This is a genomic window from Bacillus sp. 204(2023), assembly GCF_037027505.1.
GTDB classification, from domain to species: domain Bacteria; phylum Bacillota; class Bacilli; order Bacillales; family Bacillaceae; genus Bacillus; species Bacillus subtilis.
Window position 1 is genome coordinate 635,682 of sequence record NZ_JAXCHE010000001.1, and the last position, 26,793, is coordinate 662,474.

A 26,793-nucleotide genomic window follows, 5' to 3' on the forward strand; every position below is an offset into this window, starting at 1 on the left:
CGTGACTCGAGCAGAACGGAAAAGACAACACATCAATCATGCCCTGTCCACCGGCCAAAAGCGGGAAACAGGTCTTGATGATATTACGTTTGTTCACGTCAGTCTGCCCGATCTTGCATTAGAACAAGTAGATATTTCCACAAAAATCGGCGAACTTTCAAGCAGTTCGCCGATTTTTATCAATGCAATGACTGGCGGCGGCGGAAAACTTACATATGAGATTAATAAATCGCTTGCGCGAGCAGCTTCTCAGGCTGGAATTCCCCTTGCTGTGGGATCGCAAATGTCAGCATTAAAAGATCCATCAGAGCGTCTTTCCTATGAAATTGTTCGAAAGGAAAACCCAAACGGGCTGATTTTTGCCAACCTGGGAAGCGAGGCAACGGCTACTCAGGCAAAGGAAGCTGTTGAGATGATTGGAGCAAACGCGCTGCAGATCCACCTCAATGTGATTCAGGAAATTGTGATGCCTGAAGGAGACAGAAGCTTTAGCGGCGCACTGGAACGTATTGAACAAATTTGCAGTCATGTCAGTGTACCAGTCATTGTGAAAGAAGTCGGATTCGGTATGAGCAAAGAATCAGCAGGGAAGCTGTATGAAGCTGGTGCTGCAGCTGTTGACATTGGCGGTTACGGGGGAACAAATTTCTCGAAAATCGAAAATCTCCGAAGACAGCGGCAAATCTCCTTTTTTAACTCGTGGGGCATTTCGACAGCTGCAAGTTTGGCGGAAATCCGCTCTGAGTTTCCTGCAAGCACCATGATCGCCTCTGGCGGTCTGCAAGATGCACTTGACGTGGCAAAGGCAATTGCGCTTGGGGCCTCTTGCACCGGAATGGCAGGGCATTTTTTAAAAGCGCTGACTGACAGCGGTGAGGAAGGACTGCTTGAGGAGATTCAGCTGATCCTTGAGGAATTAAAGATGATTATGACCGTGCTGGGTGCCAGAACGATTGCCGATTTACAAAAGGCGCCCCTTGTGATCAAAGGTGAAACCCATCATTGGCTCACGGAGAGAGGGGTCAATACATCAAGCTATAGTGTGCGATAAATGATAAAAGCCCAAAACCATATGTGGTTTGGGCTTTTTGTATTATGATTTTCGCTTTTTGAATCTTCCGTTTTGTTCAAGGCTTGTCGCTCCGTCATAGTGAATGGACTGGTCGCGGTCTGATTCGACTCTGCCTGAAGCTTTGAGTTTTTTCTCTTGTCTGTCTTTTCCCATGATCATACTCCTTAATGTGAGATCGATTGTTTAAAAAATGTGCTTGAACTCCATACTGGGAATATGGAGGAAGTAAAATGGAACAATTTTATTACTATTGGTCAATGTGGTTTCTGTGGGTTCTGACAACATTTATTTTTGAAAAGACGAAAAGACGAATTGCCGTCTCTGTCTTTATTTTAACTAATATTATTCTAAGCATACATGACATCGCTTTATATTTTTCCCTGAATGCTGCATATTTGATGTTTTTCGTTTGTGGATGTGTCTATGCCGGGTATTTGGGAATGTATCGTTTTCGTTATATCATGGTCTATCTGACGCTTGTTGCCGCGTATGCGTTTGTTTATCTTTTTGCATTATATGACCCGGTTTGGTTCATCATAAAACCTGAGTGGGCTGCTGTTATATTAATAGTGCTTTTAACAGCTTCTGTTGAAAGGAATTTTGAGAAGCAGCTTGTCTTATTTGTCCTAGGGATGTGCCAAGGCGAACTGGTGTATTCATTTGTGATCCAGAAGTTGGCCGGGGCTATGGCTGTCGGCGGCTTTCAATGGCTGAATGCGTGTTCTGCGGGGATGATATTGCTGTTTGGCATATCTAAATACGAACACCTCGCAAGCCAGATTGGTCAGAAAAGCAAAAGATCAAACAAAGGAGCTACCAAAATGTCATGAGTGATTACATCTATCCGATTATTGCTGGGGTCATTGCCGGAATAGCGACAAGGCTTTATATGCTGAAAACGGATTACCGCCAGTATCCGACCTATGTTCATGGGAAAGTGATTCACATCGCACTGGGGTTGATAGCGGCTGGTTTAGGTGCAATTATTATGCCGGCGCTTTTGCAGGAGGAATTTACGGCCATCACATTTTTAACATTGGCAGCGACGCAATTTAGAGATGTCCGAAACATGGAGCGGAACACATTGACGCAAATGGATTCGTATGAACTTGTCTCAAGGGGAAGCACATATATTGAGGGGATTGCCATTGCGTTTGAAAGCAGAAATTATATTGTGATCTTTACAGCGCTTTTGACAACCTCTGCGTATGTGTTTTTATCCATCTGGGCTGCTGTCATAGCGGCTGTCGTTTGTTTTTTACTGGCCATGAAATTTATGTCGGGCAGTGTGTTGAAGGATATTGTAGACATCGAGTACATAAAGCCGCGCTTTGACGGTCCGGGACTGTTTGTTGATAATATTTATATGATGAATATCGGGCTTCCAGAGAAACAGGAACTGATTTTAAAGCATGGCATGGGCTTTATTTTAACGCCAAAAAACTTTAATTCAGCAGCGACGATAGCAAATTTAGGGCAGCGTCAGGCCATTTTATTTGATGTTTCCAATGTGCTCGGGGTTTATCGGGATTCAGGAGAGCCATCTTTGACACCAATTGCAAAACGGGATTTAAATGATGGGAGAGTGGCGGTATTTGTTCTCCCGCAAATTCACCATCCCGAAACGGCTGTTCAAATTATTAGCAATGTTCCAACCTTGGAAAATGCGATTAGAATGCCGACTGAATTTATCAAGAATCAGGATAAGGTGATAGGATGAGTGAATCTCTTACGAAAGTGATTTTGTCTGTAATCACGACAAATCCAAACCGGGTTGCAGGGGGAGCACCTGTCTTTTTTTGCAATGACCAAAAGGAGATGGAGCTTTTCGCTAAAAATCTTGAGGCGATCCTTGATGGAATAGCTCACAGAATCGGAGATGACGTGTATTTGATCGTGAAACATTTTTAAGAATAGTTGTGATCCCAGTAAAAACTGATATAATAAATGAGTTAAGCCCTTCCTCTGAAGGGTTTCTTTTCATAAAAGTGAATGAAATGATTTTAATAACCGGTTGAAAATTTATGTAAAAATGAAAGCGGCTGGATTGAAAGGAAGGGTACTATGGGTAAACCTGTCGTAGCCATTGTCGGGAGACCAAATGTAGGAAAATCCACAATCTTTAACCGGATTGCGGGAGAAAGAATTTCAATAGTAGAAGATACCCCTGGCGTGACAAGGGATCGGATATACAGCTCGGCTGAATGGCTGAATTATGATTTTAATTTGATTGATACGGGCGGTATTGATATCGGTGATGAGCCGTTCTTAGCGCAGATTCGCCAGCAGGCTGAAATCGCCATGGATGAAGCGGACGTGATTATTTTTATGGTGAACGGCCGTGAAGGCGTGACAGCTGCTGATGAAGAAGTGGCGAAAATTTTGTACCGCACAAAAAAGCCTGTTGTTTTAGCGGTTAATAAACTGGATAACACAGAAATGAGAGCGAATATGTATGATTTTTATTCGCTAGGCTTTGGCGAGCCGTATCCAATTTCGGGAACACACGGACTCGGACTGGGTGATTTACTCGATGCCGTTGCAGAGCATTTTAAAAACATTCCAGAAACGAAATACAATGAGGAAGTTGTTCAATTCTGTCTGATCGGACGTCCGAATGTCGGAAAGTCCTCACTTGTGAACGCAATGCTCGGCGAAGAACGGGTTATTGTCAGCAACGTGGCTGGAACGACAAGAGATGCTGTTGATACGTCATTTACTTACAACCAGCAGGAGTTTGTCATTGTCGATACTGCAGGTATGCGAAAAAAAGGGAAAGTCTATGAAACGACTGAGAAGTATAGTGTACTGCGGGCGCTGAAAGCGATTGACCGCTCAGAAGTCGTGGCGGTTGTGCTGGATGGCGAAGAAGGCATTATTGAACAGGACAAGCGTATCGCCGGTTATGCACACGAAGCGGGCAAGGCCGTCGTAATCGTCGTAAACAAATGGGATGCTGTTGACAAAGATGAGAGCACAATGAAAGAATTTGAAGAAAATATTCGCGATCATTTTCAATTTCTGGATTATGCGCCAATCCTATTTATGTCTGCCTTAACGAAAAAACGGATCCATACGCTGATGCCTGCGATTATTAAAGCAAGTGAAAATCATTCACTTCGAGTTCAAACAAACGTCTTAAATGATGTCATTATGGACGCTGTGGCAATGAATCCGACACCGACTCATAACGGTTCTCGTTTGAAGATTTACTATGCGACTCAAGTGTCGGTAAAGCCGCCAAGCTTCGTTGTGTTTGTAAACGATCCGGAATTGATGCATTTTTCATACGAACGGTTTTTAGAAAACCGAATCAGAGACGCGTTCGGTTTTGAGGGGACACCAATCAAAATATTTGCAAGAGCTAGAAAATAAAAAGGTGTGAATCAAACATGAAAAAAGTCACAATGCTTGGAGCAGGGAGTTGGGGAACAGCACTGGCTTTAGTTCTAACTGATAATGGAAATGAAGTGTGTGTGTGGGCTCACCGTGCAGATTTAATTCATCAAATTAATGAGTTGCATGAAAACAAAGATTATTTGCCGAATGTTAAGCTGTCTACATCCATTAAAGGAACAACAGATATGAAAGAGGCTGTTTCAGACGCAGATGTCATTATCGTTGCGGTCCCGACAAAAGCAATTCGGGAAGTGCTGAGACAGGCTGTCCCTTTTATAACGAAAAAGGCAGTCTTTGTTCATGTCAGCAAGGGTATTGAGCCAGATTCACTTCTGCGCATTTCTGAAATTATGGAAATTGAGCTCCCGAGTGATGTCAGAAAAGATATCGTTGTCCTTTCCGGCCCGAGTCATGCGGAAGAAGTAGGGTTGCGGCACCCCACAACTGTTACTGCATCTTCAAAGAGCATGAGGGCAGCAGAAGAGGTGCAGGATCTATTTATTAATCACAATTTTCGGGTGTACACAAATCCTGACATTATCGGAGTTGAAATCGGAGGGGCTTTAAAAAATATTATTGCCCTTGCTGCAGGAATTACAGATGGTTTAGGGTACGGCGACAATGCCAAAGCTGCTTTGATTACACGCGGACTTGCCGAAATCGCGAGACTCGGAACGAAAATGGGCGGAAATCCCTTGACGTTCTCTGGATTGACAGGAGTAGGCGATCTGATTGTGACGTGCACAAGTGTTCATTCCAGAAACTGGCGTGCGGGCAATTTGCTCGGAAAAGGGTACAAGCTTGAAGATGTTCTTGAAGAGATGGGAATGGTAGTCGAAGGCGTCCGCACGACGAAAGCGGCTTACCAGCTTTCGAAGAAATATGATGTTAAAATGCCGATTACAGAAGCTCTCCATCAGGTCCTATTCAACGGACAAAAAGTGGAAACCGCTGTTGAATCTTTAATGGCGAGAGGAAAAACCCACGAGATGGAGGATTTGGTAAATACGTTTGAAAATCAAGTGAAGTAAAAGTGTCAATCAAATGGTGAATCGCATATCTTAATTGAACGAAAGCTCGAAAAACAGAAGAACACCCAAGTCTTGGGATCTCCTGAAACATTTTGCCGATTTAGGCAATAGAGGATGCATCTGTATGCCAAGTCGCATACTATAGCATCGAAGTCCAAGAGAGTGTTTCTTAAACGTGCAGGTGAATATAGTCAAGTTGACTGAAGCGAAGGTCCCCCTCTTTGCTTCAGTTTTTTTTGTTCTATCAAAGGATGGAAAATCTGGTTGATCTTTTCCGGCGCTGTATATTAAAATATAATATAACGCTTACATCATACATATCGGGGAGGCGCACGTCATTGAATCTGGCATTGATGAAAATGTGGTTTGCTCTAGGGTCCATGGGTCTGATGTTTCTGGCTGTAGCTTCCATCTATTTAAGCCGCTTTAAGTGCCAAAACCGTTTTTTGAAGATTGCGATTTCATCATTCGCATACATGTGTATGCTCATATCTGGGATTATTGTGTTTGTCGTGGTTTTTAGCGGCCCTGTCAATGAATAAAGCTGTAAAAGGAAGTGCTGTATGGGTAAACTGAAGTGCGCAATCATTTTTGCGGCAGTCGTGTTTTTATCCGGATGTTTATATCCAAATGAACGGAAAAGCAGTGTGCATGCCATTCCTTATCAAGACCAGCTAAAGCAGGTTCAATCTGCTGTTGATGAATTTCAAAAGGCAAATGGAGGGCTGCTTCCCATTCAAACCAAAGATATGTCGACACCGCTATATCAAAAATATCCGATAGACTTTAACCGGTTAGCGCCAAGATACATAGCTGAACCTCCAAGTACGGCATTTGAAAGCGGGGGAGACTATCAATACGTGCTTGTTGACGTAGAGAACGATCCGACTGTTAAATTAATTGATCTAAAGATGGCAGAAAAAATTCGCGATGTGAAATTGCGCATCCAAATGTATCGTCAGGAGCATCAATATCCGCCTTACAAGGATGTGCTATCTCGTGATTTATTTACACTCGATGAGAAGAAGCTTGGGGATGGCAGCTCTCTTACAGTGACAAGCCCAATCTCAGGGAATTCCTTGCCGCTTATGATTGACGGAGACGGAGAAATATATGCCGATTACCGGACTGAGCTGGCTTCTTGCCTCAAAAAAAGCAAGAAAACGTTTAAACCCGGGACTGAAATCCAGGATATGATTTGGCAGGAAACCCCCTTTGTCCCCGCGTTTTCTGTAAAATATACGGTAAATGACAAACAGGAACCTGTTTTTTTAGAAAATGATATGAAAAAGGAATGAACCTTTCTCCCTTGCATACAAATAGGGAGAAAGGTTTTTTTATACTTTAATAGATTGAGGATGAGAAATTTTCTAAAGATGTCATATTCAAATAGGACAACGTCATACACATATAGTGTCCTGTGTTTGATTGAAAGAGCTTAATAAAATTGAAAAGGATAGGAAGTCCGGGAGGGGATCACTTGGAAAAGGTCGATATTTTCAAGGATATCGCTGAACGAACAGGAGGCGATATATACTTAGGAGTCGTAGGTGCTGTCCGTACAGGAAAATCCACGTTCATTAAAAAATTTATGGAGCTTGTGGTGCTCCCGAATATCAGTAACGAAGCAGACCGGGCCCGAGCGCAGGATGAACTGCCGCAGAGCGCAGCCGGCAAAACCATTATGACTACAGAGCCTAAATTTGTTCCGAATCAGGCGATGTCTGTTCATGTGTCAGACGGACTCGATGTGAATATAAGATTAGTAGATTGTGTAGGTTACACAGTGCCCGGCGCTAAAGGATATGAAGATGAAAACGGGCCGCGGATGATCAATACGCCTTGGTACGAAGAACCGATCCCATTTCATGAGGCTGCTGAAATCGGCACTCGAAAAGTCATTCAAGAACACTCGACCATCGGAGTTGTCATTACGACAGACGGCACCATTGGAGATATCGCCAGAAGTGACTATATAGAGGCTGAAGAAAGAGTCATTGAAGAGCTGAAAGAGGTTGGCAAACCTTTTATTATGGTCATCAACTCAGTCAGGCCGTATCACCCGGAAACGGAAGCCATGCGCCAGGATTTAAGCGAAAAATATGATATCCCGGTATTGGCAATGAGTGTAGAGAGCATGCGGGAATCAGATGTGCTGAGTGTGCTCAGAGAGGCCCTCTACGAGTTTCCGGTGCTAGAAGTGAATGTCAATCTCCCAAGCTGGGTAATGGTGCTGAAAGAAAACCATTGGCTGCGTGAAAGCTATCAGGAGTCCGTGAAGGAAACGGTTAAGGATATTAAACGGCTCCGGGACGTAGACAGGGTTGTCGGCCAATTCAGCGAGTTTGAATTCATTGAAAGTGCCGGATTAGCCGGAATTGAGCTGGGCCAAGGGGTGGCAGAAATTGATTTGTACGCGCCTGATCATCTATATGATCAAATCCTAAAAGAAGTTGTGGGCGTCGAAATCAGAGGAAGAGATCATCTGCTTGAGCTCATGCAAGACTTCGCCCATGCGAAAACAGAATATGATCAAGTGTCTGATGCCTTAAAAATGGTCAAACAGACGGGATACGGCATTGCAGCGCCTGCTTTAGCTGATATGAGTCTCGATGAGCCGGAAATTATAAGGCAGGGCTCGCGATTCGGTGTGAGGCTGAAAGCTGTCGCTCCATCGATCCATATGATCAAAGTCGATGTCGAAAGCGAATTCGCCCCGATTATCGGAACGGAAAAACAAAGTGAAGAGCTTGTACGCTATTTAATGCAGGACTTTGAGGATGATCCGCTCTCCATCTGGAACTCCGATATCTTCGGAAGGTCGCTGAGCTCAATTGTGAGAGAAGGGATTCAGGCAAAGCTGTCATTAATGCCTGAAAACGCACGGTATAAATTAAAAGAAACATTAGAAAGAATCATAAACGAAGGCTCTGGCGGCTTAATCGCCATCATCCTGTAATACCGGTAGACCTCTTTATAGAATGGGAGGTCTTTTTTCTTTGCTCTTAATAATGGAAAAGGATCAAGGAATAGGATGAAAAAAGGAAAAAAAGGAATATTTGTTCGGTAAAACACGTTAAATCCTTGACGAGCAAGGGATTGACGCTTTAAAATGCTTGATATGGCTTTTTATATGTGTTACTCTACATACAGAAATTCTTCACTTTGTTGGACAAACATTCCTCAGAGTGCAGTTTTTCTTAAAAAGCCGTTTAATTGTCTTTCTCTTGCCTGCTCTTATTTTTTTGTGAGACAGGTTTAGAATCAGACTGAACTGTGAAGAAATGATAATAAACGAACTGAATGTATCCTTTTGGGAGGAGGTGAAAGGCATGAACAAAACAGAACTTATCAATGCGGTTGCAGAAGCAAGCGAATTGTCTAAAAAAGACGCTACAAAAGCAGTTGACTCTGTTTTTGATACGATCTTAGATGCACTTAAAAACGGTGATAAAATCCAACTGATCGGTTTTGGTAACTTCGAGGTGCGTGAACGTTCTGCACGTAAAGGACGCAACCCTCAAACAGGTGAAGAAATCGAAATTCCAGCAAGCAAAGTACCTGCTTTCAAACCAGGTAAAGCGCTTAAAGACGCAGTTGCCGGAAAATAATTGTGAATATAGATCGTGTATGCATCTAGCTTACATACACTTTATTTCTTCACAGAAAAGCCCCTTTCTAAGGGGCTTTTCATATTTCAAGAGCATGGGCTTCCTGACAGGGCATTCACTTTGCTTTTAGCGGGGCATATGTGCTAGAATCGAAATTAAATGTATTCATTGGTGGAGGACATAGAACATGAAAGAAGTTAATAAAGAGCAAATCGAACAAGCTGTTCGTCAAATTTTAGAAGCGATCGGAGAAGACCCGAATAGAGAAGGGCTTCTTGATACTCCGAAAAGAGTCGCAAAGATGTATGCCGAAGTATTCTCCGGCTTGAATGAAGATCCAAAAGAACATTTCCAGACTATCTTCGGTGAAAACCATGAGGAGCTTGTTCTTGTAAAAGATATCGCGTTTCATTCTATGTGTGAGCATCACCTTGTTCCCTTTTATGGAAAAGCACATGTTGCATATATCCCGCGAGGAGGAAAGGTCACAGGACTCAGCAAACTGGCACGTGCCGTTGAAGCCGTTGCAAAGCGCCCGCAGCTTCAGGAACGCATCACTTCTACAATTGCAGAAAGCATCGTAGAAACGCTTGATCCGCATGGCGTAATGGTAGTGGTTGAAGCGGAACACATGTGCATGACGATGCGCGGTGTAAGAAAACCGGGTGCGAAAACTGTGACTTCAGCAGTCAGAGGCGTTTTTAAAGATGATGCCGCTGCCCGTGCAGAAGTATTGGAACATATTAAACGCCAGGACTAATAAAGATAGAGGGTGCTATAAATGAACCAAAAGCATTCAAGTGATTTTGTCGTCATTAAAGCCGTTGAGGACGGAGTGAATGTGATCGGCCTGACAAGAGGAACAGACACAAAGTTTCACCATTCCGAAAAACTCGACAAGGGAGAAGTGATCATCGCTCAGTTTACAGAGCATACTTCTGCCATTAAAGTCAGAGGAGAGGCACTGATTCAAACCGCGTACGGAGAAATGAAAAGCGAAAAAAAATAAGCTGGCTGTCCCCGCTGTTAAAAGCAAATGCTCGCAAACAGCGGGAGGATACAGCCAATTTCTTTTTTTTATGCTATAATGATACCTGCGTAAGCGAATGAAAAGATAAAACTCATACATAGATTAAGAAATAAATGTGAATTTGGGGACAAGGGTGATATTTTTGCAAGACATCTACGGAACTTTAGCCAATCTGAACACGAAATTAAAACAAAAGCTGTCTCATCCTTATTTAGCGAAGCATATTTCTGCGCCGAAAATTGATGAGGATAAGCTTCTTCTTTTTCATGCCTTATTTGAAGAAGCTGACATAAAAAACAACGACAGAGAAAATTATATTGTAACAGCGATGCTTGTACAAAGCGCCCTTGATACCCATGATGAAGTGACGACAGCTAGAGTCATAAAACGAGACGAAAACAAAAACCGCCAATTGACTGTTCTCGCGGGCGATTATTTCAGCGGGCTGTACTACTCTTTACTATCTGAAATGAAGGATATCTACATGATTCGGACGCTTGCTACAGCCATTAAAGAAATCAACGAACATAAAATTCGTCTGTATGACCGTTCTTTCAAGGACGAAAACGATTTTTTCGAAAGTGTCGGCATCGTTGAATCAGCTTTATTCCATCGTGTGGCGGAACACTTCAGCCTCCCGCGCTGGAAAAAGCTGTCGAGTGATTTTTTTGTATTTAAGCGGCTTATGAACGGAAATGATGCATTTCTGGATGTGATCGGCAGTTTTATACAGCTGGGAAAAACAAAAGAAGAGATATTAGAAGATTGTTTTAAAAAAGCGAAAAACAGCATTGAGTCACTTCTGCCTCTAAATTCACCTATTCAGAACATTTTAATAAACCGTCTGAAGACAATCAGCCAAGATCAAACCTATCATCAGAAAGTGGAAGAAGGGTAAACCATTATGCAGGACTCAAAAGAACAGCGCGTACACGGGGTATTTGAAAAAATATATAAAAACTATGACCAAATGAACTCTGTCATCAGTTTTCAGCAGCATAAAAAATGGCGCGACAAAACGATGCGCATCATGAATGTAAAAGAAGGCGCAAAAGCACTTGATGTCTGCTGCGGAACGGCTGACTGGACGATCGCTCTAGCAAAAGCGGCCGGCAAAAGCGGCGAGATCAAGGGCTTGGATTTCAGTGAAAATATGCTGAGTGTCGGCGAGCAGAAAGTAAAAGACGGCGGATTCAGCCAAATTGAACTGCTGCACGGAAATGCGATGGAGCTTCCTTTTGATGATGATACATTTGATTATGTCACCATTGGCTTCGGACTCCGCAATGTCCCTGATTACTTGACTGTACTGAAAGAGATGAGACGTGTAGTGAAGCCGGGCGGGCAGGTGGTATGTCTGGAAACGTCCCAGCCGGAAATGTTCGGATTCAGACAGGCTTACTTTATGTACTTTAAGTACATTATGCCGTTTTTCGGGAAACTGTTTGCGAAGAGCTATAAGGAATATTCTTGGCTTCAAGAATCAGCCAGAGATTTCCCTGGAATGAAGGAACTGGCAGGCCTGTTTGAAGAGGCGGGCCTGAAAAATGTTAAATATCATTCGTTTACTGGCGGAGTCGCTGCCACGCATATCGGATGGAAATGAAAACACAGATGTTTGGGTGAATGATATGAAATTTAAAATGGCCTACTCTTTTTTAAATGACGATATTGATGTAATCGAGAGAGAACTTGAACAAACCGTACGTTCCGATTACCCGCTTTTAAGCGAGGCAGGTCTTCACTTGCTGCAGGCCGGAGGGAAACGTATTCGGCCTGTTTTCGTACTGCTTTCCGGCATGTTTGGCGATTACGATATTAATAAGATTAAATATGTCGCCGTCACTCTGGAAATGATTCACATGGCATCTTTGGTTCATGATGATGTCATTGATGATGCGGAGCTTCGCCGAGGAAAACCGACAATCAAAGCAAAGTGGGACAATCGTATTGCGATGTACACAGGCGATTATATGCTTGCGGGATCTCTTGAAATGATGACGAGAATTAACGAACCGAAAGCCCATAGGATTTTGTCACAGACGATCGTTGAAGTTTGTCTAGGGGAAATTGAGCAAATCAAAGACAAATACAACATGGAACAAAATCTCAGAACGTATCTCCGCCGTATCAAAAGAAAAACGGCTCTCTTGATCGCGGTCAGCTGCCAGCTTGGTGCCATTGCGTCTGGAGCTGATGAGAAGATTCATAGGGCATTGTACTGGTTTGGGTATTACGTCGGGATGTCTTATCAGATTATTGATGATATTCTTGATTTTACTTCAACTGAAGAAGAACTGGGTAAACCCGTTGGAGGAGATTTGCTTCAAGGAAACGTCACATTGCCAGTGCTGTATGCCCTGAAAAATCCTGCATTAAAAAACCAGCTTAAATTGATTAACAGTGAGACAACGCAGGAACAACTTGAACCAATCATTGAAGAAATCAAAAAAACAGATGCAATTGAAGCATCTATGGCAGTAAGCGAGATGTATCTGCAGAAAGCTTTTCAGAAATTAAACACGCTTCCTCGAGGGCGCGCACGCTCGTCTCTTGCAGCCATCGCAAAATATATCGGTAAAAGAAAATTTTAATTTTTGTAGATATTAAGAAATTTCTCCGCCCCGGATTGATTAATTATCAGAAAGATGTTACGATTTCGGTGTGCAGTGTGAAAGCCTATACATACATAATGATGGGGTGGAGAATATGATGGAAAAGACTTTTATCATGGTGAAACCAGACGGTGTCCAACGTCAGCTCATTGGAGACATTTTATCTAGATTCGAACGTAAGGGCTTACAATTAGCTGGTGCCAAGTTAATGAGAGTGACTGAACAGATGGCTGAGAAACACTACGCCGAACATCAAGGAAAGCCTTTCTTCGGAGAGCTCGTTGAGTTTATTACTTCAGGACCTGTATTCGCAATGGTGTGGGAAGGCGAAAATGTCATTGAAGTGACGAGACAGCTGATCGGGAAAACAAACCCTAAAGAAGCTTTACCTGGTACGATTCGTGGGGATTATGGCATGTTTGTCGGAAAAAACATCATCCACGGCTCTGATTCTCTCGAAAGTGCAGAACGCGAGATTAACATTTTCTTTAAGAATGAAGAATTAGTATCATATCAGCAGCTTATGGCAGGCTGGATCTATTAATCATTGTGAAAATTAGTAACAGAGCCGGCATCATATAACGCCGCCGGTTTTTGATCTGTTTTGTAAAGGTTTACATTAAAGTGAATAAAGGGTTGAATGGCAGTGTGCATCAGACCTCTGCCTTTCCCAACGATCTAAAATCAGCTGAAAAGCTGATTTTTTTATTGAAACAATACAATTTCCTGATAAAACAAGCTATACTAGGACAAAAAGACAGCGAGACTGGGAGAGTAGAGATGGATACATACAGCGTATTTACAACGAAATGGAAACAATTAACCGGAGTCGATTTAACACTATATAAAGAAGCACAAATGAAGAGAAGGCTAACGTCACTTTATGAGAAAAAGGGGTTCCAAAGCTTTAAGGACTTTGCTGCGGCATTGGAAAAGGATCAAGCTCTCTTAAATGAAACATTGGACAGAATGACGATCAATGTTTCAGAATTTTATCGTAATTATAAAAGATGGGAAGTTCTTGAGACTGCAATTCTGCCGTTAATCAAGACCTCTAGGCCTTTAAAGATTTGGAGTGCCGCCTGCTCAACGGGGGAGGAGCCATACACGCTTGCCATGCTTTTGGACCAGCAAAAAGGTCTTCCGGGCTATCAGATTTTGGCGACGGATATTGATGAAAAAGCTTTGGAAAAAGCCAAAAAAGGCATTTATCAGGAGCGGTCTTTACAGGAAGTGCCGCTATCTGTGAAAGATCGTTATTTTACGCAAAACGCAAATAGAAGTTATGAAGTGAAACCGGAAATCAAAAAGAATATTACTTTCAAAAAGCACAATTTGCTGGCGGATCGTTATGAACAAGACTTTGACTTAATCGTGTGCCGCAATGTATTTATTTATTTTACAGAAAGCGCGAAGGAAGAGCTGTATTTAAAAATGGCACATAGCTTGAAGAAGAATGGAGTTCTTTTTGTCGGCAGCACCGAGCAAATCTTCAATCCCGAAAAATTTGGCCTAGTCCCAGCCGATACATTCTTTTATCAAAAAAGATAGACTGACTTTTTGCTGAAAAATATGTTATAGTAGTCTTACTTAAAAGCGTTAATGCGATGAAGGGAGAAGAAGTCATGAGATATTTAACAGCCGGAGAATCACACGGCCCCCAACTGACAACCATTATTGAGGGTGTACCTGCCGGGCTTTACATAACGGAGGAAGATATCAATTTTGAGCTTGCCAGACGCCAAAAAGGGCACGGCCGCGGCCGCCGCATGCAGATCGAAAAAGACCAGGCCAAAATTATGAGCGGGGTGCGCCATGCACGTACACTCGGTTCACCAATTGCTCTCGTAGTTGAAAATAACGATTGGAAGCATTGGACAAAAATCATGGGCGCCGCTCCGATTACAGAAGATGAAGAAAAGGAAATGAAGCGCCAGATTTCCAGACCTAGACCTGGGCACGCTGACTTAAACGGTGCAATTAAATATAATCATCGTGATATGAGAAATGTGCTTGAGCGTTCTTCAGCAAGGGAAACAACTGTCAGAGTGGCGGCAGGGGCTGTAGCTAAAAAGATTCTTTCTGAGCTTGGCATTAAGGTGGCGGGCCACGTGTTGCAAATTGGCGCTGTTAAAGCTGAAAAAACAGAATATACGTCAATTGAAGACCTGCAGCGCGTAACGGAAGAGTCTCCTGTCAGATGCTACGATGAAGAGGCAGGCAAAAAAATGATGGCTGCCATTGATGAAGCAAAGGCAAACGGAGATTCCATCGGCGGAATAGTAGAAGTCATTGTCGAGGGAATGCCGGTAGGCGTGGGCAGCTATGTCCATTATGACCGCAAGCTGGATAGCAAGCTTGCTGCCGCTGTTCTGTCAATTAACGCATTTAAAGGTGTGGAATTCGGCATCGGATTTGAGGCAGCAGGGCGAAATGGAAGCGAAGTCCATGACGAGATCATTTGGGACGAGGAAAAAGGATACACCCGTGCTACTAACAGACTTGGAGGACTGGAAGGCGGCATGACGACAGGAATGCCAATCGTTGTCCGCGGAGTCATGAAGCCGATTCCGACTTTGTATAAACCGCTGAAAAGTGTCGATATTGAAACGAAAGAACCGTTTTCCGCCAGCATAGAACGTTCAGACAGCTGTGCTGTTCCTGCGGCAAGTGTAGTCGCTGAAGCAGCTGTCGCTTGGGAAATTGCGAACGCAGTCGTTGAACAATTCGGATTAGATCAAATTGACCGCATTAGAGAAAATGTGGAGAATATGAGAAAACTGTCGAGGGAATTTTAATGAAGACACTGCATGTTCAAACTGCTTCCTCGTCATATCCTGTTTTTATCGGACAAGGTATCAGAAAAAAGGCCTGCGAACTATTAACCTCTTTAAACAGGCCTTTAACAAGGATTATGCTTGTCACGGATGAAGAAGTGGACCGCCTGTATGGTGATGAAATGCTTCATTTGCTGCAAGATAAATGGCCTGTGAAAAAAGTGACGGTACCGAGTGGAGAGCAGGCGAAATCCATGGACATGTACACAAAGCTGCAGAGTGAAGCGATTCGATTTCATATGGATCGCTCCTCATGCATCATCGCTTTTGGAGGCGGTGTAGTAGGAGATCTTGCCGGTTTTGTGGCAGCCACTTTTATGCGCGGCATTGATTTCATTCAAATGCCTACGACGCTCTTGGCGCATGACAGCGCAGTCGGAGGAAAAGTAGCCGTGAACCATCCGCTTGGAAAAAATCTAATCGGTGCGTTTTATCAGCCGAAAGCCGTGCTCTATGATACAGATTTCCTGCGTTCTCTGCCTGAAAAAGAGCTTCGGTCCGGAATGGCAGAAGTGATTAAACACGCGTTTATCTATGACAGAGCGTTTCTGGAGGAGCTGCTGAATATCCACTCACTGCGTGATATCACCAATGATCAGCTGAATGACATGATTTTTAAAGGTATTTCAATTAAAGCGTCTGTCGTTCAGCAGGATGAAAAAGAAGAGGGGATAAGAGCTTACTTAAACTTTGGGCATACGCTCGGTCATGCCGTTGAGGCGGAATATGGATACGGGCAGATCACTCACGGTGATGCCGTAGCCCTCGGAATGCAGTTTGCTTTATATATAAGCGAAAAGACTGTAGGCTGTGAAATGGACAGAAAACGTTTGGTCAGCTGGCTAAAAAGCCTGGGTTATCCAAGTCAAATCAGAAAAGAGACGGAAACTTCGGTTCTCTTGGACCGTATGATGAATGATAAGAAAACCCGCGGCGGGAAGATTCAGTTTATTGTGCTCAACGAATTAGGGAAAGTTGCTGATCATACATTTTCCAGAAATGAACTTGAGAGCTGGCTGAACAAATGGCGATTGGAGGAGACATCATGATGATTCGCGGAATTCGCGGAGCAACTACAGTTGAACGGGATACTGAAGAAGAAATTTTACAAAAAACAAAACAGCTGTTAGAGAAAATCATAGAAGAAAATCATACAAAACCGGAAGATGTTGTTCAAATGCTTCTTTCGGCTACACCTGATTTGCACGCTGTTTTCCCGGCAAAAGCTGTTCGTGAGCTTTCAGGATGGCAGTATGTACCGGTAACATGTATGCAGGAAATGGACGTAACAGGCGGTCTGAAAAAGTGCATAAGAGTCATGATGACCGTCCAGACAGATGTCCCTCAGGATCAGATCAGACATGTATATTTAGAAAAAGCCGTCGTATTGAGGCCCGATTTATCATTGACAAAAAATACTGAATTGTAATACGATAAGAATAGCTTAGAAATACACAAGAGTGTGTATAAAGCGATTAGAATGAGTTGAGTTAGAGAATAGGGTAGCAGAGAATGAGTTTAGTTGAGCTGAGACATGTATGTTTATTCTACCCAAAAGAAGTCTTTCTTTTGGGTTTATTTGTTATATAGTATTTTATCCTCTCATGCCATCTTCTCATTCTCCTTGCCATAAGGAGTGAGAGCAATGAATTTCCAATCAAACATTTCCGCATTTTTAGAGGACAGCTTGTCCCACCACACGATACCGATTGTGGAGACCTTCACAGTCGATACACTGACACCCATTCAAATGATAGAGAAGCTTGACAGGGAGATTACGTATCTTCTTGAAAGCAAGGACGATACATCCACTTGGTCCAGATATTCGTTTATCGGCCTGAATCCATTTCTCACAATTAAAGAAGAGCAGGGATGTTTTTCGGCCGCTGATCAGGACAGCAAATCTCTTTACACAGGAAATGAACTAAAAGAAGTGCTGAACTGGATGAATACCACATACAAAATCAAAACTCCTCAGCTTGGCATTCCTTTTGTCGGCGGAGCTGTCGGGTACTTAAGCTATGATATGATCCCGCTGATTGAACCTTCTGTTCCTTCGCATACAAAAGAAACAGACATGGAAAAGTGTATGCTGTTTGTTTGCCGGACATTAATTGCGTATGATCATGAAACCAAAAACGTCCACTTTATCCAATATGCAAGGCTCACTGGAGAGGAAACAGAAAACGAAAAAATGGATGTATTCCATCAAAATCATTTGGAGCTCCAAAATCTCATCGAAAAAATGATGGACCAAAAAAACATAAAAGAGCTGTTTCTCTCTGCTGATTCATACAAGACACCCAGCTTTGAGACGGTATCTTCTAATTATGAAAAATCGGCTTTTATGGCTGATGTAGAAAAAATCAAGGGCTATATAAAAGCAGGAGATATCTTCCAGGGTGTTTTATCACAAAAATTTGAGGTGCCGATAAAAGCAGATGCTTTTGAGTTATACCGAGTGCTTAGGATCGTCAATCCTTCGCCGTATATGTATTATATGAAACTGCTAGACAGAGAAATAGTCGGCAGCTCTCCGGAACGGTTAATCCACGTTCAAGACGGGCACTTAGAAATCCATCCGATTGCCGGTACGAGAAAACGCGGTGCAGACAAAGCTGAAGATGAGAGACTGAAGGTTGAGCTCATGAAGGATGAAAAAGAAAAAGCGGAGCATTACATGCTCGTTGATCTTGCTCGAAACGATATCGGCAGAGTAGCAGAGTATGGTTCTGTTTCTGTGCCGGAGTTCACAAAAATTGTCTCCTTTTCACATGTCATGCACATTATCTCGGTGGTTACAGGCCGATTGAAAAAAGGGGTTCATCCTGTCGATGCACTGATGTCTGCTTTCCCGGCGGGGACTTTAACAGGCGCACCCAAAATCCGTGCCATGCAGCTTTTGCAAGAGCTCGAGCCAACACCGAGAGAGACATACGGAGGATGTATTACCTACATTGGGTTTGACGGGAATATCGACTCTTGTATTACGATTCGCACGATGAGTGTAAAGAACGGCGTTGCATCGATACAGGCAGGTGCTGGCATTGTTGCTGATTCTGTTCCGGAAGCCGAATACGAAGAAAGCTGTAATAAAGCCGGTGCGCTGCTGAAAACGATTCATATTGCAGAAGACATGTTTCATAGCAAGGAGGATAAAGCTGATGAACAGATTTCTACAATTGTGCGTTGACGGAAAAACCCTTACTGCCGGTGAGGCTGAAACGCTGATGAATATGATGATGGCAGCGGAAATGACTCCTTCTGAAATGGGTGGTATATTGTCTATTCTTGCTCATCGGGGGGAGACGCCAGAAGAGCTTGCGGGTTTTGTGAAGGCAATGCGGGCACACGCTCTTACAGTCGATGGACTTCCTGATATTGTTGATACATGCGGAACAGGGGGAGACGGTACTTCCACTTTTAATATCTCAACGGCCTCGGCAATTGTTGCCTCGGCAGCTGGCGCGAAAATCGCTAAGCATGGCAATCGCTCTGTCTCTTCTAAAAGCGGAAGCGCTGATGTTTTAGAGGAGCTAGAGGTTTCTATTCAAACCACTCCCGAAAAGGTCAAAAGCAGCATTGAAACAAACAACATGGGATTTCTTTTTGCGCCGCTTTACTATTCGTCTATGAAACATGTAGCAGGTACTAGAAAAGAGCTAGGTTTCAGAACGGTATTTAATCTGCTTGGACCGCTCAGCAATCCTTTACAGGCGAAGCGTCAGGTGATTGGGGTCTATTCTGTTGAAAAAGCTGGACTGATGGCAAGCGCACTGGAGACGTTTCAGCCGAAGCACGTCATGTTTGTATCAAGCCGTGACGGTTTAGATGAGCTTTCAATTACAGCACCGACCGACGTGATTGAATTAAAGGACGGAGAGCGCCGGGAATATACCGTTTCACCCGAAGATTTCGGTTTCACAAATGGCAGACTTGAAGATTTACAGGTGCAGTCACCGAAAGAGAGCGCTTATCTCATTCAGAATATTTTTGAAAATAAAAGCAGCAGTTCCGCTTTATCTATTACGGCCTTTAATGCGGGTGCTGCGATTTACACGGCGGGAATTACCGCCTCACTCAAGGAAGGAACGGAGCTGGCGTTAGAGACGATTACAAGCGGAGGCGCTGCCGCGCAGCTTGAACGACTAAAGCAGAAAGAGGAAGAGATCTATGCTTGAAAAAATCATCAAACAAAAGAAAGAAGAAGTGAAAACACTGGTTCTGCCGGTAGAGCAGCCTTTCGAGAAACGTTCATTTAAGGAGGCGCTGGCAAGCCCGAATCGGTTTATCGGGTTGATTGCCGAAGTGAAGAAAGCATCGCCGTCAAAGGGGCTTATTAAAGAGGATTTTGTGCCTGTGCAGATTGCAAAAGACTATGAGGATGCGAAGGCAGATGCGATTTCTGTTTTAACAGACACCCCGTTTTTTCAAGGGGAAAACAGCTATTTATCAGACGTAAAGCGTGCTGTTTCGATCCCTGTACTTAGAAAAGATTTTATTATTGATTCTCTTCAAGTAGAGGAATCAAGAAGAGTCGGAGCGGATGCCATATTGTTAATCGGCGAGGTGCTTGATCCCTTACACCTTCATGAATTATATCTTGAAGCAGGTGAAAAGGGGATGGACGTGTTAGTGGAGGTTCATAATGCATCAACGCTAGAACAAATATTGAAAGTGTTCACACCCGACATTCTCGGCGTAAATAATCGAAACCTAAAAACGTTTGAAACATCTGTAAAGCAGACAGAACAAATCGCATCTCTCGTTCCGAAAGAATCCTTGCTTGTCAGCGAAAGCGGAATTGGTTCTTTAGAACATTTAACCTTTGTCAATGAACATGGGGCGCGAGCTGTACTTATCGGTGAATCATTGATGAGACAAACTTCTCAGCGTAAAGCAATCCATGCTTTGTTTAGGGAGTGAGGTTGTGAAGAAACCGGCATTAAAATATTGTGGTATTCGGTCACTAAAGGATTTGCAGCTTGCGGCGGAATCACAGGCTGATTACCTAGGATTTATTTTTGCTGAAAGCAAACGAAAAGTATCTCCGCAAGATGTGAAAAAATGGCTGAACCAAGTTCGTGTCGAAAAACAGGTTGCAGGTGTTTTTGTTAATGAATCACTAGAGACGATGTCATGTGTTGCCAAGAGCTTGAAGCTCGACGTTATTCAGCTTCACGGTGATGAAAAACCGGCGGATGCTGATGCGCTTCGCAAGCTGACAGGTTGTGAAATATGGAAGGCGCTTCACCATCAAGATAACACAACTCAAGAAATAGCCCGCTTTAAAGATCATGTTGACGGCTTTGTGATTGATTCATCTGTAAAAGGGTCTAGAGGCGGAACTGGTGTTGCATTTTCTTGGGAATGTGTGCCGGAATATCAGCAGGCGGCTATTGGTAAACGCTGCTTTATCGCTGGCGGCGTGAATCCGGATAGCATCACAGGCCTATTGAAATGGCAGCCAGAAGGAATTGACCTTGCCAGCGGAATTGAAAAAAACGGACAAAAAGATCAGAATCTGATGAGGCTTTTAGAAGAAAGGATGAACCGATATGTATCCATATCCGAATGAAATAGGCAGATACGGTGATTTTGGCGGAAAGTTTGTTCCGGAAACACTCATGCAGCCGTTAGATGAAATAGAAACAGCATTTAAACAAATCAAGGATGATCCCGCTTTTCGTGAAGAGTATTATAAGCTGTTAAAGGACTATTCCGGACGGCCGACTGCATTAACATACGCTGATCGAGTCACTGAATACTTAGGCGGCGCGAAAATCTATTTGAAACGAGAAGATTTAAACCATACAGGTTCTCATAAAATCAATAATGCGCTAGGTCAAGCGCTGCTTGCTAAAAAAATGGGCAAAACGAAAATCATTGCTGAAACCGGTGCCGGCCAGCATGGCGTTGCCGCTGCAACAGTTGCAGCCAAATTCGGCTTTTCCTGTACTGTGTTTATGGGTGAAGAGGATGTTGCCCGCCAGTCTCTGAACGTTTTCCGTATGAAGCTTCTTGGAGCGGAGGTAGTGCCTGTAACAAGCGGAAACGGAACATTGAAGGATGCCACAAATGAGGCGATCCGGTACTGGGTTCAGCATTGTGAGGATCACTTTTATATGATTGGATCAGTTGTCGGCCCGCATCCTTATCCGCAAGTGGTCCGTGAATTTCAAAAAATGATCGGAGAGGAAGCGAAGGATCAGTTGAAACGTATTGAAGGCACTCTGCCTGATAAAGTAGTGGCATGTGTAGGCGGAGGAAGCAATGCGATAGGTATGTTTCAGGCATTTTTAAATGAAGATGTTGAACTGATCGGCGCTGAAGCAGCAGGAAAAGGAATTGATACGCCTCTTCATGCCGCCACTATTTCGAAAGGAACCGTAGGGGTTATTCACGGTTCATTGACTTATCTCATTCAGGATGAGTTCGGGCAAATTATTGAGCCCTACTCTATTTCAGCCGGTCTCGACTATCCTGGAATCGGTCCGGAGCACGCATACTTGCATAAAAGCGGCCGTGTCACTTATGACAGTATCACTGATGAAGAAGCGGTGGATGCATTAAAGCTTTTGTCAGAAAAAGAGGGGATTTTGCCGGCAATCGAATCTGCCCATGCGTTAGCGAAAGCATTCAAACTCGCCAAAGGAATGGATCGCGGTCAACTCATTCTCGTCTGTTTATCAGGCCGGGGAGACAAGGATGTCAACACATTAATGAAGGTATTGGAAGAAGAGGTGAAAGCCCATGTTTAAATTGGATCTTCAACCATCAGAAAAATTGTTTATCCCGTTTATTACGGCGGGCGATCCAGTTCCTGAGGTTTCGATTGAACTGGCGAAGTCACTCCAAAAAGCAGGCGCCACTGCATTGGAGCTTGGTGTTGCATACTCTGACCCGCTTGCAGACGGTCCGGTGATCCAGCGGGCTTCAATGCGGGCACTTGATCAAGGAATGAATATCGTAAAGGCAATCGAATTAGGCGGAGAAATGAAAAAAAACGGAGTGAATATTCCGATTATCCTCTTTACGTATTATAATCCTGTGTTACAATTGAACAAAGAATACTTTTTCGCTTTACTGCGGGAAAATCATATTGACGGTCTGCTTGTTCCGGATCTGCCACTAGAAGAAAGCAACATCCTTCAAGAGGAATGTAAAAGCCATGAGGTGACGTATATTTCTTTGGTTGCGCCGACAAGCGAAAGCCGTTTGAAAACCATTATTGAACAAGCCGAGGGCTTCGTCTACTGTGTGTCTTCTCTGGGTGTGACCGGTGTCCGCAATGAGTTCAATTCATCCGTGTACCCGTTCATTCGGACAGTGAAGAATCTCAGCACTGTTCCGGTTGCTGTAGGGTTCGGTATATCAAACCGTGAACAAGTCATAAAGATGAATGAAATTAGTGACGGTGTCGTAGTGGGAAGTGCGCTCGTCAGAAAAATAGAAGAATTAAAGGACCGGCTCATCAGCGCTGAAACGAGAAATCAGGCGCTGCAGGAGTTTGAGGATTACGCAATGGCGTTTGGCGGCTTGTACAGTTTAAAATGAGGTGACTGATTTGCGTATCAAAGAACATTTAAAACAGCTGAAGCCTTATCAGCCTGGAAAGCCGATTGAAGCAGTGAAATCAGAATATGGCTTGGATAAAGTTGTGAAGCTTGCTTCAAACGAGAATCCTTACGGCTGTTCAGAGGCTGCAAAAGAGGCGCTTCATCATGAGATTCAACAGCTAGCCCTTTACCCGGACGGGTATAGCGCCGCTTTGCGGACAAGGCTCAGTAAGCACCTCAATGTCAGCGAAACATCACTTATTTTCGGCAACGGTTCTGATGAAATCATTCAGATCATCTGCCGGGCATTTTTAAACGATAAAACAAACACGATCACTGCTGTTCCGACTTTTCCGCAATATAAACATAATGCGGTTATTGAAGGTGCTGAAGTACGTGAAATTGCACTTCGTCCCGACGGCTCACATGATTTAGACGCCATGTTAGAAGCCATCGACGAACAGACACAAGTCGTTTGGATATGCAGCCCGAATAATCCGACTGGCACTTATACATCTGAAGGAGAATTACTCGCATTTCTGGAGCGCGTTCCTTCTCGTGTCCTTGTCGTTCTTGACGAAGCATATTATGAATATGTAACAGCAGAGGATTACCCGAAAACCGTGCCGCTCTTAAGCAAGTATTCCAATTTGATGATTTTGCGCACATTTTCAAAGGCATACGGTCTGGCAGCGCTCAGGGTCGGATACGGAATTGCTGACGAGAACCTGATTCGCCAGATTGAGCCGGCGAGAGAGCCGTTTAATACGAGCCGTCTGGGCCAGGCTGCGGCGATTGCCGCACTTGATGATCAAGCGTTTATTGCTTCCTGTGTCGAGCAAAATAATGCAGGCCTTCAGCAGTATTATGATTTTGCGAAAACTCATGGTTTAAAATGCTACCCTTCACAGACAAATTTTGTGTTAATTGACTTTAAACGTCCTGCTGATGAACTGTTTCAGGCTCTGCTGGAAAAAGGCTATATCGTCCGGTCAGGAAACGCATTAGGTTTCCCGACATCACTCCGGATTACGATCGGAACAAAAGAGCAAAATGAAGAAATACTTGCCATTTTAGCTGAAATTTTATAAGAGGTGATCAAATATCACCTCTTTAGTCTATAAACCAGGTGATGACGTATGAATCAAATGAAAGATACAATATTGCTCGCTGGTCTCGGATTGATAGGCGGTTCGATTGCCCTAGTCATCAAAAAAAACCATCCCGGCAAACGGATTATCGGAATCGACATTTCTGATGAACAGGCGGTAGCGGCATTAAAATTAGGTGTGATAGACGATCGTGCTGATTCGTTTATTAGCGGTGCGAAAGAGGCAGCTACAGTAATCATTGCGACACCTGTCGAACAAACACTGGTTATGCTTGAAGAGCTGGCTCATTCAGGAATTGAACATGAGCTTTTGATTACGGATGTAGGAAGCACAAAGCAAAAAGTGGTTGATTACGCTGATCAAGTGCTGCCTAGCCGCTATCAATTTGTCGGAGGGCATCCGATGGCGGGTTCACATAAATCGGGAGTGGCCGCTGCGAAGGAGTTCCTGTTTGAAAATGCATTTTATATTTTAACCCCAGGCCAGAAAACGGACAAACAAGCTGTGGAACAGTTAAAAAACCTGCTGAAGGGGACGAATGCCCATTTTGTGGAAATGTCGCCAGAGGAGCATGATGGCGTTACAAGTGTAATCAGTCATTTTCCGCATATTGTAGCAGCTAGTCTTGTTCACCAAACCCATCATTCGGAAAACCTGTATCCGCTTGTTAAGCGTTTTGCTGCCGGCGGGTTCAGAGATATTACAAGGATTGCATCAAGCAGCCCGGCAATGTGGCGGGATATTTTATTACATAATAAAGATAAAATCTTAGACCGTTTTGATGAGTGGATTCGTGAAATTGACAAGATCCGTACATATGTAGAACAAGAAGATGCGGAAAATCTATTTCGTTATTTTAAAACGGCCAAGGATTATCGCGACGGGCTGCCGCTTCGGCAAAAGGGAGCGATACCTGCATTTTATGATTTATATGTGGATGTACCCGATCATCCAGGTGTGATATCCGAGATAACAGCGATCTTAGCTGCGGAGCGCATCAGTATCACGAATATCCGCATTATCGAAACACGAGAAGATATTAATGGGATTTTAAGGATCAGTTTTCAGTCTGATGACGACCGCAAAAGGGCAGAACAATGCATTGAAGCCCGGGCGGAATATGAAACTTTTTATGCTGATTGAGGTGGAAAAAATGAAACGAGAAAAGGTGCAGACCTTACATGGAGAAATACATATTCCTGGTGATAAATCCATTTCTCACCGCTCTGTTATGTTTGGCGCGCTAGCGGCAGGCACAACAACAGTTAAAAACTTTCTGCCGGGAGCAGATTGTCTGAGCACGATCGATTGCTTTAGAAAAATGGGTGTTCACATTGAGCAAAGCGGCAGCGATGTCGTGATTCACGGAAAAGGAATCGATGCCCTGAAAGAGCCAGAAAGCCTTTTAGATGTCGGAAATTCAGGTACAACCATTCGCCTGATGCTCGGAATATTGGCGGGCCGACCTTTTTACAGCGCGGTAGCCGGAGATGAGAGCATTGCGAAGCGCCCAATGAAGCGTGTGACTGAGCCTTTGAAAAAAATGGGGGCTAAAATCGACGGCAGAGCCGGCGGAGAATTTACACCGCTGTCGGTGAGCGGCGCTTCATTAAAAGGCATTGAATATGTATCACCTGTTGCAAGCGCGCAAATTAAATCTGCTGTTTTGCTGGCCGGATTACAGGCTGAGGGCACAACAACTGTCACAGAGCCCCATAAATCTCGGGACCACACTGAGCGGATGCTTTCTGCTTTTGGCGTTAAGCTTTCTGAAGATCAAACGAGTGTTTCCATTGCTGGTGGCCAGAAACTGACAGCTGCTGATATTTTTGTTCCTGGAGACATTTCTTCAGCCGCGTTTTTCCTTGCTGCTGGCGCGATGGTTCCAAACAGCAGAATTGTATTGAAAAACGTAGGTTTAAATCCGACTAGGACAGGTATTATTGATGTCCTTCAAAACATGGGGGCAAAACTTGAAATCAAACCATCTGCTGATAGCGGTGCAGAGCCTTATGGAGATTTGATTATAGAAACGTCATCTCTAAAGGCAGTTGAAATCGGAGGAGATATCATTCCGCGTTTAATTGATGAGATCCCTATCATCGCGCTTCTTGCGACTCAGGCGGAAGGAACCACCGTTATTAAGGACGCGGCAGAGCTAAAAGTGAAAGAAACAAACCGTATTGATACTGTTGTTTCTGAGCTTCGCAAGCTGGGTGCTGAAATTGAACCGACAGCAGATGGAATGAAGGTTTATGGCAAACAAACGTTGAAAGGCGGCGCTGCAGTGTCCAGCCACGGAGATCATCGAATCGGAATGATGCTTGGTATTGCTTCCTGTATAACGGAGGAGCCGATTGAAATCGAGCACACGGATGCCATTCACGTTTCTTATCCAACCTTCTTCGAGCATTTAAATAAGCTTTCGAAAAAATCCTGAAGTTTTACTTCAGGATTTTTTATGCAGATCATAATTTGAGGCAAAAAAACATAGCTTGTCTTATAGAGGGGATAGAAAAACGAAAAG

Annotated in this window: 30 protein-coding genes; 29 read left to right on the plus strand and 1 reads right to left on the minus strand. The window is 43.7% G+C overall.

Features of this window, described 5'->3' with window-relative positions; all coding sequences use genetic code 11:
* The first annotated feature begins 1 nt into the window (after window position 1).
* Window positions 2–1,051: a type 2 isopentenyl-diphosphate Delta-isomerase gene (gene fni, locus WA279_RS03495; RefSeq protein WP_336154289.1), complete on the plus strand. Its 1,050-nt coding sequence runs from the start codon at window positions 2–4 to the stop codon at window positions 1,049–1,051.
* Between the two features lie 42 nt (window positions 1,052–1,093).
* Here the strand turns inward: fni and WA279_RS03500 are convergent, their stop codons facing one another.
* On the minus strand, window positions 1,094–1,225 hold the full coding sequence (locus WA279_RS03500; protein WP_003225499.1) for a YpzI family protein: 132 nt from the start codon (window positions 1,223–1,225) through the stop codon (window positions 1,094–1,096).
* A gap of 77 nt (window positions 1,226–1,302) precedes the next feature.
* Here WA279_RS03500 and WA279_RS03505 point away from each other — a divergent pair, with 77 nt between their 5' ends.
* The 28 genes from WA279_RS03505 (at window position 1,303) to aroA (ending at window position 26,706) form a co-directional block, all read left to right on the plus strand.
* Window positions 1,303–1,902 (plus strand): YphA family membrane protein, encoded by a 600-nt coding sequence (locus WA279_RS03505; RefSeq protein WP_003230560.1) that lies wholly within the window; start codon window positions 1,303–1,305, stop codon window positions 1,900–1,902.
* Window positions 1,899–2,792, plus strand: a complete 894-nt coding sequence (locus WA279_RS03510) for a YIEGIA family protein (protein ID WP_003230562.1) — start codon at window positions 1,899–1,901, stop codon at window positions 2,790–2,792. The genes WA279_RS03505 and WA279_RS03510 overlap by 4 nt, the downstream gene beginning before the upstream one ends.
* Window positions 2,789–2,983, plus strand: a complete 195-nt coding sequence (locus WA279_RS03515; RefSeq protein WP_014480135.1) for a capping complex subunit for YIEGIA — start codon at window positions 2,789–2,791, stop codon at window positions 2,981–2,983. The genes WA279_RS03510 and WA279_RS03515 overlap by 4 nt, the downstream gene beginning before the upstream one ends.
* Window positions 2,984–3,136: 153 nt before the next feature.
* On the plus strand, window positions 3,137–4,447 hold the full coding sequence (der, locus tag WA279_RS03520) for a ribosome biogenesis GTPase Der (protein WP_021481550.1): 1,311 nt from the start codon (window positions 3,137–3,139) through the stop codon (window positions 4,445–4,447).
* A 17-nt stretch (window positions 4,448–4,464) separates the two neighbouring features.
* On the plus strand, window positions 4,465–5,502 hold the full coding sequence (locus WA279_RS03525) for an NAD(P)H-dependent glycerol-3-phosphate dehydrogenase (RefSeq protein WP_003230566.1): 1,038 nt from the start codon (window positions 4,465–4,467) through the stop codon (window positions 5,500–5,502).
* Between the two features lie 338 nt (window positions 5,503–5,840).
* Window positions 5,841–6,044 carry a DUF2768 domain-containing protein gene (locus tag WA279_RS03530; RefSeq protein ID WP_004399143.1) on the plus strand — a complete coding sequence of 68 codons (204 nt, stop codon included), beginning with the start codon at window positions 5,841–5,843 and terminating at the stop codon, window positions 6,042–6,044.
* A gap of 21 nt (window positions 6,045–6,065) precedes the next feature.
* A complete protein-coding gene (locus tag WA279_RS03535) occupies window positions 6,066–6,800 on the plus strand; it encodes a hypothetical protein (RefSeq protein WP_015714176.1) in 735 nt (244 codons plus the stop codon).
* Window positions 6,801–6,982: 182 nt separating this feature from the next.
* A complete protein-coding gene (spoIVA, locus tag WA279_RS03540; protein WP_003230572.1) occupies window positions 6,983–8,461 on the plus strand; it encodes a stage IV sporulation protein A in 1,479 nt (492 codons plus the stop codon).
* Window positions 8,462–8,834: 373 nt separating this feature from the next.
* Window positions 8,835–9,113 carry a non-specific DNA-binding protein Hbs gene (hbs, locus tag WA279_RS03545; protein ID WP_003153447.1) on the plus strand — a complete coding sequence of 93 codons (279 nt, stop codon included), beginning with the start codon at window positions 8,835–8,837 and terminating at the stop codon, window positions 9,111–9,113.
* Window positions 9,114–9,300: 187 nt separating this feature from the next.
* Window positions 9,301–9,873 (plus strand): GTP cyclohydrolase I FolE, encoded by a 573-nt coding sequence (gene folE, locus WA279_RS03550; protein WP_003225516.1) that lies wholly within the window; start codon window positions 9,301–9,303, stop codon window positions 9,871–9,873.
* Between the two features lie 21 nt (window positions 9,874–9,894).
* Window positions 9,895–10,122 (plus strand): trp RNA-binding attenuation protein MtrB, encoded by a 228-nt coding sequence (gene mtrB / locus WA279_RS03555; protein WP_003230576.1) that lies wholly within the window; start codon window positions 9,895–9,897, stop codon window positions 10,120–10,122.
* Window positions 10,123–10,285: 163 nt separating this feature from the next.
* The gene (hepS, locus tag WA279_RS03560; RefSeq protein WP_014480130.1) at window positions 10,286–11,041 is read left to right on the plus strand and encodes a heptaprenyl diphosphate synthase component 1; all 756 of its coding nucleotides are present in this window, start codon (window positions 10,286–10,288) and stop codon (window positions 11,039–11,041) included.
* Between the two features lie 6 nt (window positions 11,042–11,047).
* Entirely contained in the window at window positions 11,048–11,749 is a 702-nt protein-coding gene (gene menG / locus WA279_RS03565; RefSeq protein WP_003230580.1) for a demethylmenaquinone methyltransferase, read from the plus strand.
* A gap of 25 nt (window positions 11,750–11,774) precedes the next feature.
* Window positions 11,775–12,737 (plus strand): heptaprenyl diphosphate synthase component II, encoded by a 963-nt coding sequence (gene hepT, locus WA279_RS03570; RefSeq protein ID WP_336154413.1) that lies wholly within the window; start codon window positions 11,775–11,777, stop codon window positions 12,735–12,737.
* A gap of 115 nt (window positions 12,738–12,852) precedes the next feature.
* The gene (ndk, locus tag WA279_RS03575) at window positions 12,853–13,302 is read left to right on the plus strand and encodes a nucleoside-diphosphate kinase (protein WP_010886554.1); all 450 of its coding nucleotides are present in this window, start codon (window positions 12,853–12,855) and stop codon (window positions 13,300–13,302) included.
* A 236-nt stretch (window positions 13,303–13,538) separates the two neighbouring features.
* The gene (cheR, locus tag WA279_RS03580; protein ID WP_336154294.1) at window positions 13,539–14,309 is read left to right on the plus strand and encodes a protein-glutamate O-methyltransferase CheR; all 771 of its coding nucleotides are present in this window, start codon (window positions 13,539–13,541) and stop codon (window positions 14,307–14,309) included.
* A 74-nt stretch (window positions 14,310–14,383) separates the two neighbouring features.
* The gene (aroC, locus tag WA279_RS03585) at window positions 14,384–15,556 is read left to right on the plus strand and encodes a chorismate synthase (protein WP_004398727.1); all 1,173 of its coding nucleotides are present in this window, start codon (window positions 14,384–14,386) and stop codon (window positions 15,554–15,556) included.
* Window positions 15,556–16,644, plus strand: a complete 1,089-nt coding sequence (gene aroB / locus WA279_RS03590) for a 3-dehydroquinate synthase (RefSeq protein WP_043857724.1) — start codon at window positions 15,556–15,558, stop codon at window positions 16,642–16,644. Before aroC ends, aroB begins: the two co-directional genes overlap by 1 nt.
* Window positions 16,641–17,024: a chorismate mutase gene (gene aroH / locus WA279_RS03595; protein WP_004398675.1), complete on the plus strand. Its 384-nt coding sequence runs from the start codon at window positions 16,641–16,643 to the stop codon at window positions 17,022–17,024. The genes aroB and aroH overlap by 4 nt, the downstream gene beginning before the upstream one ends.
* A gap of 216 nt (window positions 17,025–17,240) precedes the next feature.
* Window positions 17,241–18,788: an anthranilate synthase component I gene (gene trpE, locus WA279_RS03600; protein WP_336154299.1), complete on the plus strand. Its 1,548-nt coding sequence runs from the start codon at window positions 17,241–17,243 to the stop codon at window positions 18,786–18,788.
* Window positions 18,760–19,776, plus strand: a complete 1,017-nt coding sequence (gene trpD / locus WA279_RS03605; protein ID WP_336154300.1) for an anthranilate phosphoribosyltransferase — start codon at window positions 18,760–18,762, stop codon at window positions 19,774–19,776. Before trpE ends, trpD begins: the two co-directional genes overlap by 29 nt.
* A complete protein-coding gene (trpC, locus tag WA279_RS03610) occupies window positions 19,769–20,521 on the plus strand; it encodes an indole-3-glycerol phosphate synthase TrpC (protein ID WP_336154302.1) in 753 nt (250 codons plus the stop codon). Before trpD ends, trpC begins: the two co-directional genes overlap by 8 nt.
* A 4-nt stretch (window positions 20,522–20,525) precedes the next feature.
* Window positions 20,526–21,173, plus strand: a complete 648-nt coding sequence (locus tag WA279_RS03615; RefSeq protein WP_327829364.1) for a phosphoribosylanthranilate isomerase — start codon at window positions 20,526–20,528, stop codon at window positions 21,171–21,173.
* Window positions 21,154–22,356, plus strand: a complete 1,203-nt coding sequence (gene trpB / locus WA279_RS03620; RefSeq protein ID WP_021481540.1) for a tryptophan synthase subunit beta — start codon at window positions 21,154–21,156, stop codon at window positions 22,354–22,356. The genes WA279_RS03615 and trpB overlap by 20 nt, the downstream gene beginning before the upstream one ends.
* Window positions 22,349–23,152 (plus strand): tryptophan synthase subunit alpha, encoded by an 804-nt coding sequence (gene trpA, locus WA279_RS03625; protein WP_336154306.1) that lies wholly within the window; start codon window positions 22,349–22,351, stop codon window positions 23,150–23,152. The genes trpB and trpA overlap by 8 nt, the downstream gene beginning before the upstream one ends.
* A gap of 10 nt (window positions 23,153–23,162) precedes the next feature.
* Complete coding sequence (hisC, locus tag WA279_RS03630) at window positions 23,163–24,245, plus strand: histidinol-phosphate transaminase (RefSeq protein WP_336154308.1); 1,083 nt, start codon at window positions 23,163–23,165, stop codon at window positions 24,243–24,245.
* A gap of 48 nt (window positions 24,246–24,293) precedes the next feature.
* A complete protein-coding gene (locus WA279_RS03635; protein ID WP_336154309.1) occupies window positions 24,294–25,409 on the plus strand; it encodes a prephenate dehydrogenase in 1,116 nt (371 codons plus the stop codon).
* A 10-nt stretch (window positions 25,410–25,419) separates the two neighbouring features.
* A complete protein-coding gene (gene aroA / locus WA279_RS03640) occupies window positions 25,420–26,706 on the plus strand; it encodes a 3-phosphoshikimate 1-carboxyvinyltransferase (protein ID WP_015251819.1) in 1,287 nt (428 codons plus the stop codon).
* Window positions 26,707–26,793 lie beyond the last annotated feature (87 nt).